This window comes from Bacillus sp. S3 (genome assembly GCF_005154805.1).
In the GTDB taxonomy this organism is placed as follows: domain Bacteria; phylum Bacillota; class Bacilli; order Bacillales; family Cytobacillaceae; genus Neobacillus.
In genome coordinates this window covers 3,794,603-3,807,359 of record NZ_CP039727.1, presented here as the reverse complement: position 1 = coordinate 3,807,359, position 12,757 = coordinate 3,794,603, and the positions used below count along the sequence as shown (strand labels likewise).

Sequence of the window (12,757 nt, the reverse complement as noted above, 5' to 3'; positions counted from 1 at the left end):
AAATAGTTATTTTATGATAAGGAAGTGCCTCCTGCATGGACATGTGCCGCAGGGGCACTTCTATTTTTGTAATAACATAATTAATCATTGGACTGTGAGAAATGTCCAGCTCCTTGCCATACGCCGCTTCCGCTTTTCTTATAATCATAATGGACAAATAAATGTACATAAAATGATAGTGCATAATTAGGATTGATATGTATTAAGGAGGAGCTGAATGACAAAACTTAACTCGTCCACACGTTTAAAGGTCAAAAGGGATTCATTTTATCTGCAAGATCCAAAGGGTGGTGTGTATTTTAGAAATAACTTAAGTTCATTCCGAATGGAAGGAAATACGATTTACCAATGGATTGAAAAATTAGTGCCGATGTTTAACGGGGAGCAATCATTGGGAGATATAACAGAGGGATTAACGGCGCCGTATCGCAACAGGGTATATGAGATTGGTGAAACACTGTACAAGAATGGCTTTGTTCGAGATGTAAGCCAAGATAGAACACATGATTTAAACCCAAAAGTCCTAGAAAAGTATGCTTCACAAATTGAATTTATTGAGAATTTTGTAGATTCCGGTGCGTACCGTTTTCAAGAATACCGTCAAGCAAAAGTTTTGGCAATCGGTTCAGGATCCCTTCTGGTTTCGTTGGCTGCCGCATTAATTGAATCGGGACTTCCCAAATTCCATTTCATGTTAACCGATTCAGTACCTACAAATCCATTGCGGATAAATGAGTTAGTACGTAATGCCCGCAATGCTGACTCTGAAGTAGAGGCTTTGCAGGTACCATTTGAAGAAGGGGAAGGAAGGAGTTTTTGGCGAAAAGCTTTGCATCCATATGATTGGATTCTATATGTCTCTCAGGATGGAAATGTAAAAGAACTAAAGGATCTGAATCTGGTTTGCAAAGAGCAAAGGAAAATATTTTTTCCTGCCATCTGTTTAGAACAAGTGGGGCTTGCTGGCCCATTGGTTTATCCGGAATCTGAGGGATGCTGGGAGTCAGCATGGCGCAGAATACATCAATCTTCATTGGAATTAGAGCGGCAGCAACAATCTTTCTCTTCAACGTCCGGAGCCATTCTTGCCAATGTTACCGTATTCGAATTTTTTAAGAAGGCTACAGGAATTGCAGGGTCAAATCAGAGTAACCAAATTTACAAACTTGATCTTGAAACGCTGGAAGGAGACTGGCTTTCATTCACCACACATCCATTGGTTACAAATAAAAGTATCTCTACTGGATTGGTGGAAGATCTTGATATAAGGATAAAGCAAGAAAAGAGTAAAACCAAACCTTCGAGTAACCTTTTGGAATATTTCAGCCGTCTAACTTCAGAAGAAACAGGAATTTTTCATACCTGGGAGGAGCGAAACTTGAAACAGCTTCCTCTTTCACAGTGCTATGTTCAAACGGCTAATCCAGTGTCAGAGGGACCAGCAGACCTCCTGCCAGAGGTTGTCTGTTCGGGTTTTACACATGAGGAGGCAAAGAGGGAAGCGGGACTGACAGGTATTGAAATGTATGTTTCACAATTGTTTAAGGAATGTAATGATCAAAAAGATAAGGCTGGTGAAAACATAATAGGAGGTTCGATCGGCATTGGTGCCGGGGAAACAGTCGAAGAGGCTGTTTGCCGCGGTTTGCAAGCCTATTTAGAGAAAGAATGGAGAAATAGAAAGGACGATCTATTGCATCCTGTTTTTCGCGTACAACTGGGAGAAATTGAAGATCAACGCTGCAGATTTTATTTAAATGCCCTGACTACCTTAAATGGTGCACCGACCGTCGGTTTAGAAAAGGAAATACTGGGCTTCCCCGTTATATGGGTAAAGTCGCAGGGACGTCGGTACACAAGTACCGGTTTAAATACAACGTTGGCTTTACGAAGGGCATTACAACAAGCGCTTATGGATAAACAAAATCAGGTGCATGGAACCGAAAGAATATCGGAATCAGCTATTTTTTTGAAAGAAAAGGAATATAAATTCACAATCCCTTCCTGTGAAGAAATAACACAATTGGAGCTATTACAATCTTCCATTCGGGTGTTGAACGAAAACAGCAAACACCTTTTCGTTTATGATCTTGCAGTCGAACCTTTTTTAAAACAGGAATTGGCAGGGGTGTATGGTGTGAAGGTTCGAGAGGAGGACTCCTAATGGCCGCCCATATTATCATTAACGGAGAGGGTTTATTAGCAGATTATGTCTTTGATCAATTGTCTGGTAATTATCACATAAAGCGTCAAAGCCTAATTGAAGAGGTTCCCGAAGAAACAGAATTAGCTCTAGTGTTGCACGATACCTGGAATCCAGCCATTTATCAAAAAGCGGAAGAAAAATACAGGAGCACTGGTATCTTGTGGCTTCGAGGTTTTGTTTCATTTGGGGAGGGAATAATTGGTCCCTTAGTACATCCCGATACACCAGGATGTTCTTTCTGTGCTGACATTCGGCGCTTGATCGCTGGATCAGATCGGAAGGAAATGTGGCAGTTTCAGCAAAAAGTGGCAGCAGGTGAAGGTGTCATGCAAGATGCATGGGCATCACGAACTGGACTATCTCAAATGGCAGCTTTGATATGCAACGAAGTTCAAAGGGTTCTTCAAGGGAAACCCAGCAACTTAGAAGAAAAAGTGTACATTATGAACCTAAGATCGTTAACCAATTCTAGTCACCTTTTCTTACCTTATCCCTTATGCCCGATTTGCAGGCCAATACCTGATGATACTCTAGAATTAGCTCAAATTAGGTTAGAATCTAGTCCTAAATTTAATGGCAGTGGTTATCGCAGCCGTTCAATGGATGAATTTAAAACAGTACTTGTCAAAGACTATCTGGATTATCGAACTGGTATCATGAATGGAAAAATGCAGGATTTCACACTGCCATTTGCTGATGTATTAGTGAATATGCCGTTATTTGAAGTGGACGAGGGAGTTGCTGGACGGTCTAATTCATTTGAAATGAGTGAGCTGACTGCCATTTTAGAAGGGTTGGAACGATATTGCGGGATTGGGCCTCGAGGAAAAAGGACGATCGTTCGTGATAGTTATCAAAATGTAAAGAAAAATGCATTAAATCCTGAAAAAGTAGGTTTGCATGAAAAGGAACAATATGAAACGCCTCATTTTCCGTTTAAACCGTTTCATCCTGATGACCCAATGAATTGGGTCTGGGGTTATTCGTTTTTACAAGAACGTCCAATACTTGTTCCGGAGTTACTCGCCTATTACAGTTTGGGGTATGGGGAGGGCTTTGTTTATGAAACCTCCAATGGATGCGCATTAGGGGGGAGTTTAGAAGAAGCTATTTTCCATGCCATTATGGAGGTTGTCGAGCGGGATTCATTTTTGTTAACCTGGTATGCAAAACTCCCCCTTCCGCGTCTTGACCTTAGTTCGGTAAACGATAAAGAATTACAGCTGATGGTCGACCGGATGCGGGAGGTGGCGGGATATGACCTTCTTTTTTTTAATTCGACGATGGAACATGAGATTCCAAGCGTGTGGGCAGTGGCAAAAAACCTAAAATCCAAGGGTGCAAACCTCATTTGTGCCGCGGGAGCTAACCCTGATCCTGTAAGGGCTGTTAAAAGTGCCATTTACGAGCTTGCGGGAATGATTAGGCATGGCGAAACAATGGAGGCAAACCAGCAAAAATATCAACAGATGTTACAGAATCCGTTCGCAGTACGTACCATGGAAGACCATGGTTTGCTCTACGGGCTGCGAGAAGCAGAGGAACGGCTGAATTTTTTATTGGATAATCAACGTCCATTACGTACATTTGCAGAGGAATTTAAGGAGCCGCCTGCAAATATTGATTTGAAGGAAGATCTTCAGGATATTCTTCAGAGGTTCCACCGGTTAGATCTGGAGGTCATCGTGGTGGATCAAACGACACCGATAACCAAACGGAATGGATTGTTCTGTGTGAAAGTATTGATCCCTGGCATGTTACCGATGACATTCGGACACCACCTGACCCGTGTGAAAGGGCTGGAGAGGGTCCTTAGCGTGCCAATGAAACTTGGATTTATAAAACAGCCGTTATCGTATGAACAACTTAATCCCTTTCCCCACCCATTCCCATAATTGAGAAGTAGGAGGTGTATAAGATTGGAGCTAGAAACATTTGTACATCATCTTCACTTTGATACGAAAAAAGTTGCTCCGCCAGATTGGCAAGTGGACTGGGAGGATGCACCACTTCCTTATAAACTGTACCGCAGCTTACCAGAGTTTCCACTGAACGCAGAGGTACCGTTAACACTGGAAGGACGGGAAGTTCAGACGGAACCCAGTCTTAAGGAGCTAGGTCATTTCTTATGGTATGTATACGGCATTACCCAATACGCGCAATCCGCTTTATTCGGGGACACCGAGGGAATAGAGGATGCGAGCTATGCCCAGTTACTACGCAGATTTGTCCCCTCTGGAGGGGCGTTATATCCCAATGAATTATATGTGTATATAAAGATGAAGGACGCACCAATTGGACTTTACCATTACGATGCGGCACACCACCGCCTCCTCTTGCTGCGAGAAGGAAATTACGATTCCTACTTATCAAGAAGTCTTGGAAATAGCTGTGATCTTTCTGACAGTTTTTGCACTGTTTTTATCTCAACGCTTTTTTGGAAAAACTTTTATAAATACAATAATTTTTCCTATAGGCTCCAAGGGTTAGATGCAGGTGTGTTGATTGGCCAATCTTTAGAAGTGGCCAAACGAATAGGATTTTCATCTCGGGTATATTACCAATTTCTTGATCGGTCGATTAATCATTTGCTTGGTCTGTCTAATCAGGATGAAAGTGTATATGCAGTTATTCCATTATCTGTTAATCCATCTAACATGAGAGTTGACGACGAACATAATAGAGGGGAAATTATTTCTGCCACTGAGTTATGTCGGGAAGTCCCACTGTTGGAGCATGTTTCCTATAACCGTTCAAAGAGGGTTATGGATTATCCGATGCTGAAAAAATTTAATGAGGCATCCATGTTTGAAACAACAGAGTCATTTGTGAAGATAAAGAAAGACAGTAATGTGAAACTTTCCTTGGATTCGGAAATGATCTTGCTTCCCTATGCCGAGAGTTTTTCGTACGATTTCGCCGCCGTTTGCAGGGAGCGGCATTCTCCGGATCTTGATTTTATAATGGGTAAAGTGAGTCAAACGCAACTATCGACTTTGTTAAAAGAGACCTTTTCCTTCTCGTATCAGAATGACCTTGATGGCACACATGGGAATGTGGAGAGTCGTGTTTCATTATATGGCAGTTTTTACAACGTAGAAGGAGTTCCAAATGGTGCCTATTCTTATGACAACTCCACACATGCACTTCGGAGTATAATTCAGGGGGATTACCGGCAGTTGTTACAATTTGGATTAATAATGCCTAATGTGAATCTGTATCAAGTTCCGCTTTGTATGCATGTCATTGGAGATAGGAAGCACCTCAAAGAGGAATTGGGATATAGAGGATATCGAATTCAACAGATGGAAGCGGGTATTCTCGTGCAACGATTGCTCTTATTGTCATGTGCCTTAGGGATGGGGGGGCATCCACTTCTCGGATTCGATGCGAATCAATGTGATGAACTTTATAGGATTAATTCGAAAGGAAAAACCAGCTTAATCCAAATCCCGATCGGTCCATACCGTCCCCGTGCCTGGTTAAAAGGAAGGCTGCTTACCTAGGAGAGACAGGAGTAAAGCATAAAAAACCCTAGAAACATTGAGAGAACAAAGTTTCTAGGGTTTTTGTTATGGCTATTTAATAAGCAAATCAATTAACGTGAGTAGAACTCAACAATGAAGGTTTCGTTAATTTCAGCAGCAAGTTCAGCACGCTCTGGTAAGCGAGTGAATGTACCTTCTAATTTGTCAGCATCAAAAGTTAAGTAATCAGGAACGAAATTGTTCACTTCGATTGCTTCTTTGATTACGTCAAGGTTGCGTGATTTTTCACGAACGCTGATAGTTTGGCCAGGAGCTAAACGGTATGATGGGATATCTACACGAGAACCATCTACTAAAATATGTCCGTGGTTAACTAACTGACGAGCTGCACGACGAGTGCGAGCAAGACCTAAACGGTATACAAGGTTGTCAAGACGAGATTCAAGAAGGATCATGAAGTTTTCGCCGTGAACGCCGCTCATTTTGCCAGCTCTAACGAAAAGATTACGGAATTGGCGCTCAGTTACGCCATACATATGACGAAGCTTTTGCTTCTCTTGTAATTGCAATCCGTATTCAGAAAGCTTTTTGCGTTGGTTTGGACCATGTTGTCCAGGAGCGTAAGGACGCTTTTCTAATTCTTTACCTGTGCCGCTTAGAGAGATTCCAAGACGACGGGATAATTTCCAGCTTGGGCCGGTATAACGAGCCATGAATGACTCCTCCTTCGTGTTTTTATTTTGGTAAAATAAAAACCGTTAAGAAACACAATAACAGTCATTTTGTTTTCATGCACCATCGCCCTAGCAGCGGAGGGTTACTCGATGCACCATCACAAAGGTGTGAGGAACAAAATGAAACAATTAAGTTTATTCTTGTAGGCTGCACTATTTTACACAAGGAGTATTATATAATTTTTATTCCTATTAAGTCAAGTTTATTTTTGGCTGATAAAAAAGTCTGTAAGAAAAAAATTAATAAATAATTCAAAAAGTTATTCCAAAAGTATCCTAATATTAACTATAATTAGGGCACGATGTATATTTTTGGAATTGTAAAATACAGGTGGAATTTGAATGGATACTCTTGAAGGAGATTTACTATTGGATGTGGGTAAATATAAAAAATTATTTCAAATAGCGGAGAAACTTCATTCAACTCTTGATATGGAAGTGTTATTAGGGGAATTATTTATCGCGCTTAAGGAAGTATACCCAAACTTTTCCTATAACTTACTTCTTGCAACAAATACTCACAATCATAGCGACCTTCCGATAATTGAATTTGAATACGACAGTGAAAATATTGCAGCTATAAATGCATTTGAATCTGGCAAGGTTCAATTTGAATGTTCGCATTTTGATCCGCATGCCATTCTTTATGCTCCTTTAAAAGGCAAGCAGAGCGTGTATGGGATACTGCAAATCATTGCTCCTGATATTTCAGAATTTCCCGCTAGCGATGTGGAGTTTATTACTTTTTTTTCAGAAAGTGCGGGAGGGGCGATGGAAAACGCCCAGATCTATCAAAAATCACTTAGGACGATTTCTGATTTACAGTTAATTAACGAAACATCGCATCAACTAAATTCTAACCAGCCGTTAACTGAGGCTTTTGATTTCATATCGACGCAAATTAAGACTTCTTTTGAGGCGAAAGAGGTTGGTTTTTTTCTGTTTTCTCAAGATAAAGCAAAAGCGAAGGCACTGCCTGGGTCAACCCCATATTATTTTACTAAACAGGCACGGGTCTATGTTGACTATATTAAAGAAAGATTACAAATGGCAAATGAACCGCTATTTATTGGGGACCTTACCCTATCCGAAAAAAATGATGGAACAAGATTTCATTCGGTTATGGCTGTACCGGTAGTTGTCAGTAAGAAAATAAAGGGTTTTTGCATGATTATGCACCCAAGGCCCTATTTCTTCTCTTTTGACTCATTTAAGCTTCTCCAGTCACTCGTCCATCATGCATCATTAGCGTTAATTAACTCCATGCTGAGAGAGGAATTGAAAATACTGGCTACCACTGACCATCTGACAAAGCTTCGTTCGCGAAAGTTTTTGGATGAAAAAATCCAGCGTTCGATGAAGAAGGATGAGGAAGGGACCTTTATTCTTATTGATATTGATAATTTTAAAGAAATAAATGATCGGCATGGACACCAAATTGGTGATGAGGTGCTTATTCAGGTAGCTAATCTGATTAGAGGGAACATTCGTGAAAATGATGTGGGAGCCCGCTGGGGTGGTGAAGAACTGGCCATATATCTCCCGAAGGTCACTTTAGATACAGGGGTAGAAATAGCTAAACGTCTCGTTAAAAAAGTTTCAGAATGCACTAAGCCGCGTATAACAGTGTCATGTGGTGTTACCTCTTGGAATATTGAAAAGCTTGATTCCTATCAATCTTTGTTTAAAAGAGCGGATGAAGCTTTATACACAGCAAAAGAGACAGGGAAAAATAAAGTGGTCATTCATGGCAGCAATATTAGAGTAAGTTAGGCACCCATTAATTGGGTGACCTAACGATATACACGGAATAACATAAACTATAGAAATATTTGAAAACGTTTTCATTTTTAGGAGGGTAAGAAATTGGAAAACAAGAACTCACGGTTCGAAACAAAGGTTATTCATGCGGGCTATCAAGCAGAGGAGCATCACGGAAGCTTAGTTCCCCCGCTTTACCAATCATCCACATTCACCTTTGCAAATGCGGAACAAGGCGAGAAACGGTTTTCAGGGCAGGAAGAGGGGTATATTTATTCACGCTTGGGTAATCCAACTGTGAAGATATTGGAGAATAGAATGGCGGAGCTTGAAAATGGTGAAGCGGCTTTAGCCTTTTCGTCGGGAATGGCTGCTGTTAGTGCGGTGTTAGTTGCATTAACCAAAACGGGAGATCATATCCTTTGTTCTCAAGGAGTGTACGGTTGTACATTTGGGCTGCTGGAACTAATGAAAGAAAAATATGGGATTGGCCACACCTTTTCCTTAATGGATTCGAAAGAAACTTTAGAAAATGAAATCCTTCCAAATACGGCTTGTATCTATATAGAAACGCCGATTAATCCTACAATGAAGCTTGTGGATCTTGAATTGGCAGTACAAGTAGCAAAGGAAAAGGGTATTCCTGTTGTGGTGGATAATACTTTCTGTTCTCCTTACTTGCAAACGCCGCTCAATATCGGGTGTGATGTTGTCATTCATAGCGCGACAAAATATATTTGCGGTCATGGTGATGTCATTGCTGGAATGGTGGTGGGAAAAAAAGAATTTATTCAAAAAGTTTCGCGCACAACTCAAAAAGACATCGGTGGCATTATCTCTCCCTTTGACGCGTGGCTATTGTTAAGAGGAATGAAGACGCTTCCGGTTCGGATGGATCGGCATGCTGAAAATGCAAGCCGGATTTTTGAATTTTTAAAACATCATCCGAAAATTGAGGAAGTATTCTATCCGGGTGATCCTGAAAGCAAGGATTATGCAATTATGAAAAAACAAATGAAAGCGCCGGGTGGGCTCATATCTTTTTCAATAAAGGGCACAAAGAAAACAGCTCAAGAATTTATGAATCAATTAAACATGATAAAAATTGCTGTTAGTCTCGGTGATGCCGAAACCTTAATTCAACATCCAGCTACCATGACTCATGCGGTTGTGCCGGAAGAAGAAAGAAGAAAGATGGGGATAGAAAATACCTTGCTGCGTCTCTCAGTTGGTTTGGAAGCATGGGAGGACATAAAAGAGGATTTGGAACAAGCATTCACGGAAATTTAATAAAGAAAACTCGCCTTGGCGAGTTTTCTTTATATATATTCCATTAAAATTTTCACAAAATCTTTTAATTCCACTTCATCAAGCTGATCAAAGCGATTTGTTTCGGGAGAGTCAATGTCTAATACTCCGATTAATTGATCACCTTTTAAAAGAGGTATAACGATTTCAGATTGAGAAGCTGCATCACAAGCGATATGACCCGGAAATTGATTTACGTCCTCAACACGGACGGTTTCTCTATTCAAGGCAGCCGTACCGCAGACTCCCTTTCCAAGCGGAATTCTTACACATGCAGGCAGCCCTTGAAATGGGCCAAGCACGAGTTGCCCATTCGTATCCATTAAATAAAAACCAACCCAATTTACGCGGTCAAGAAATTGGTTTAAAAGGGCTGAGGCATTACTAAGGTTTGCGATTTGGTTTGGCTCATCATGAATTAGTGCCTGCAGCTGTTTTTTCACAAGTTGATAATTTTCTTCACGACTCCCAGTGTACATTTCGACGTTAAACAAGATATTTCCCTTCTTTCTTTTCATTATTATAATGCATTTTATCAAAATTAGGAGAAAAAGAGCACATTTTGTCGATATTTTCATAAAGGAATCAATTGTGACATAAAGAATCATTTAAGTATGGGGATACCTGAAGGGGGAGAAGAAATGAAGAAAAATGCAAAAGAGGCAATTGTAAAGGCTGCGATATCGTTATTTAATTCAAATGGGTATTCAGGGACGTCAATTAGGGATATTGCCAGTTTGGCAAATGTAAATAACGCCGCCATAGCCTATCATTTTCATAATAAACCAGGGCTCTTAGAATATTGCTTTATGCATTTTTTTGAACAATACATTAGTAAGATGGAAGATGCCTATGCATCCATTGATCGTGGTGCAAAAGAGTGCCTAAAGCGAATTGCAGCAGACTTACTTCATTATCAAAGTGAGAATATTCATCTTACCAGTTTTGTCTATCGGGAAATGTCCATGGATTCACAAATAGCAAGAGAAATCATGTCTACGTACTCACTGAAAGAAAAATATTATTTCCAGAAGATTTTTGAAAGAGGTTTTGAATGGAATGAATTCAGGCCGCATTCGATTCCCTATCTAATCACTCAGCTTAAAAGCCTTTTAATGATGCCATATATGAATACTCAGTATATGAGAGAGGTTTTATATATATTTCCAAATGAGCCGTTCTTTGAACAAAAATATTTAAAAGATATAAATATGTGGATAGATAAAACATTATGTACAGATATGCCATTGAAAAAGGAAGCAGTGATTAAATAGCGAGAATCGCTATTTTTTTTTATTTACAAAAAAAATGAAAATAATAGTCAAAAATTGTCGTTTACATGGTATCATAAAAGCAACGAATGGAACAAGAAGATTTTATTAATATAGATGTGTAACGGAACGAATAGAATCAATGCTGTTTGAAATAGGGGGCTTACTTGTGAAATATTTCATTGGATTTTTCATCCTATTACTAGCCTTATTTGTATTGGGATATTTAATAAAGAAAAAATATTTTAAAGAAATGGATCGATTGGAAGCTTGGAAAATTGATTTAATGGATCGACCAGTACTGGATGAAATGTCAAAGGTAAAACAGTTAAATATGACAGGCCAGACGGAAGAGCTTTTCGAAAGCTGGCGAAATCAATGGGATGATGTGGTTACAGTAAAGCTGCCTGACTTAGAGGAAATGCTTTTCGATGCAGAAGAGTACATAGACCGCTACCGATTCAAAAAAGCCAAAGAGGTTCAACAAGCAATTAATACTAAATTGCAGGAAACGGAAGATCAGATAAAAAAAATATTAGAAGAGTTACATGAGCTTGTAGGAAGTGAAGAAAAAAACCGGGTAGAAATAGAGGAGTTAAAAGAGTTATATCGGGAAGCGAAAAAAATGCTCCTTGCTCACAGACACAGCTTCGGCAATTCTGAAAAATATTTAGAGGCAAAGCTTAACGACACAGCGCAAAAATTTCAGGAATTTGATGAAAAAACGGAACTCGGCAATTATCTTGAAGCGCGCGAAATAGTATTACAGATTCAGGCACATCTTGGAACCATAAAAAACCATATGGATTTAATTCCGCAGCTTTTAATTGAATGTCAATCATTGCTTCCAAACCAGCTTTCCGATTGTTTAGAAGGACACCGGGAAATGGCTGCGCAGGAATATTATTTAGAGCATATAAATGTCGAAAAGGAAATAAAACGCTTAGAAGAAAAGCTTTCTGAAAACCTTGCTTTTATTGAGGCAACTGAAATTGATAAAGCTGTAGAAGGGATAAAAGAAGTAAAGGACCGAGTCGATATTCTTTTTGATCTTTTAGAGAAAGAAGTTCACGCTAAGCATTATGTAATTAAGCATGAAAAGGGAGCATATGAACTTCTGGCTGCAGCTCAAAAGGAAAATAAGAATCTTGCCGGCGAGGTATATCAGGTTCAACAAAGCTATCAGTTATCGGATGATGATTTTGAAACGCAAAGGAATCTTGAAAAGGAGCTTTCCACAGTTTACAAGCACTATGAAATTTTAGTTGAAAAATTAAAACTAAACGGAACGGCGCAAACGGTGCTAAGTGAGGAATTAAGTGGAATAAAAGATCAATTGGATGTAATCCGTGAAGGACAGCAAGAATTTGCGCTTAAACTCCAGGCGCTTAGGAAAGATGAAATCGAAGCAAGAGAAAAGATTATGGAGCTTACTAAAAGAGTCGGCGAGACCGTACGTTTGGTGAAGAAAAACAATATTCCGGGTGTGCCGGCAGACTATCATTATTTATTTGAGGATACAAACGAAAGTATTCAAAATGTTCGCTACCAGCTTGAAGAAAAGCCGCTAAATATTTCAGCGCTTAATCAGTACTTAGAGGTGGCTGTATTAACGGTGGATAAACTCATTCAGACAACTTATGATTTAATTGAGAATGTGACGCTGGCTGAGAAAGCGATTCAGTACGGAAATCGTTACCGTAGTCACTACCCGTCGGTTGCCAAAGGATTAACAGATGCGGAGACGGCATTCAGACATTATGATTATCAAGAGGCTTTAGAGCAGGTCGCGGCGTCACTTGAAGGAATAGACCCTGACGCCTTAAAGAAAATAAAAGCAGCAATAGGAACTGAATAAGCAGAAAACCGATTCAGCCTTCAATGGTCGAATCGGTTTTTCTTTTTCAAACGAATATCTTTGTGATAAGATTTATTGTCGTAAGGAAAAGGGCGGAGCGCCAGATTAGGTTAGGATGGACGGAGGAGATT

General features: G+C 39.8%; 9 protein-coding genes. 7 read left to right on the top strand and 2 right to left on the bottom strand.

Translation table 11 applies throughout. From position 1 onward, the window contains the following. The first annotated feature begins 217 nt into the window (after positions 1-217). The 3 genes from FAY30_RS18520 to FAY30_RS18510 are packed head-to-tail and all read left to right on the top strand — an operon-like array spanning position 218 to position 5,712. Positions 218-2,164: a putative thiazole-containing bacteriocin maturation protein gene (locus FAY30_RS18520; protein ID WP_149871264.1), complete on the top strand. Its 1,947-nt coding sequence runs from the start codon at positions 218-220 to the stop codon at positions 2,162-2,164. Further along, complete coding sequence (locus FAY30_RS18515; RefSeq protein ID WP_149871263.1) at positions 2,164-4,101, top strand: TOMM precursor leader peptide-binding protein; 1,938 nt, start codon at positions 2,164-2,166, stop codon at positions 4,099-4,101. The genes FAY30_RS18520 and FAY30_RS18515 overlap by 1 nt, the downstream gene beginning before the upstream one ends. 24 nt (positions 4,102-4,125) lie before the next feature. Continuing rightward, positions 4,126-5,712: a SagB family peptide dehydrogenase gene (locus FAY30_RS18510; RefSeq protein ID WP_149871262.1), complete on the top strand. Its 1,587-nt coding sequence runs from the start codon at positions 4,126-4,128 to the stop codon at positions 5,710-5,712. Between the two features lie 92 nt (positions 5,713-5,804). Here the strand turns inward: FAY30_RS18510 and rpsD are convergent, their stop codons facing one another. Further along, positions 5,805-6,407 (bottom strand): 30S ribosomal protein S4, encoded by a 603-nt coding sequence (gene rpsD, locus FAY30_RS18505; RefSeq protein ID WP_149871261.1) that lies wholly within the window; start codon positions 6,405-6,407, stop codon positions 5,805-5,807. Positions 6,408-6,770: 363 nt separating this feature from the next. Between rpsD and FAY30_RS18495 the strand changes: the two genes are divergently transcribed. Further along, the gene (locus tag FAY30_RS18495) at positions 6,771-8,201 is read left to right on the top strand and encodes a sensor domain-containing diguanylate cyclase (protein ID WP_149871259.1); all 1,431 of its coding nucleotides are present in this window, start codon (positions 6,771-6,773) and stop codon (positions 8,199-8,201) included. A gap of 93 nt (positions 8,202-8,294) precedes the next feature. After that, the gene (gene megL, locus FAY30_RS18490) at positions 8,295-9,479 is read left to right on the top strand and encodes a methionine gamma-lyase (protein WP_149871258.1); all 1,185 of its coding nucleotides are present in this window, start codon (positions 8,295-8,297) and stop codon (positions 9,477-9,479) included. Between the two features lie 29 nt (positions 9,480-9,508). Here megL and FAY30_RS18485 read toward each other — a convergent pair whose 3' ends face one another. Next, positions 9,509-9,991, bottom strand: coding sequence for a GAF domain-containing protein (locus FAY30_RS18485; protein WP_149872771.1), 483 nt, complete (start codon positions 9,989-9,991; stop codon positions 9,509-9,511). Positions 9,992-10,138: 147 nt separating this feature from the next. On the opposite strand from FAY30_RS18485, the gene refZ reads away from it, so the two are divergent. Further along, positions 10,139-10,771, top strand: a complete 633-nt coding sequence (gene refZ / locus FAY30_RS18480) for a forespore capture DNA-binding protein RefZ (protein ID WP_149871257.1) — start codon at positions 10,139-10,141, stop codon at positions 10,769-10,771. 166 nt (positions 10,772-10,937) lie between these two features. After that, on the top strand, positions 10,938-12,626 hold the full coding sequence (gene ezrA, locus FAY30_RS18475; protein ID WP_190284687.1) for a septation ring formation regulator EzrA: 1,689 nt from the start codon (positions 10,938-10,940) through the stop codon (positions 12,624-12,626). The last annotated feature ends 131 nt before the right edge of the window (positions 12,627-12,757 follow it).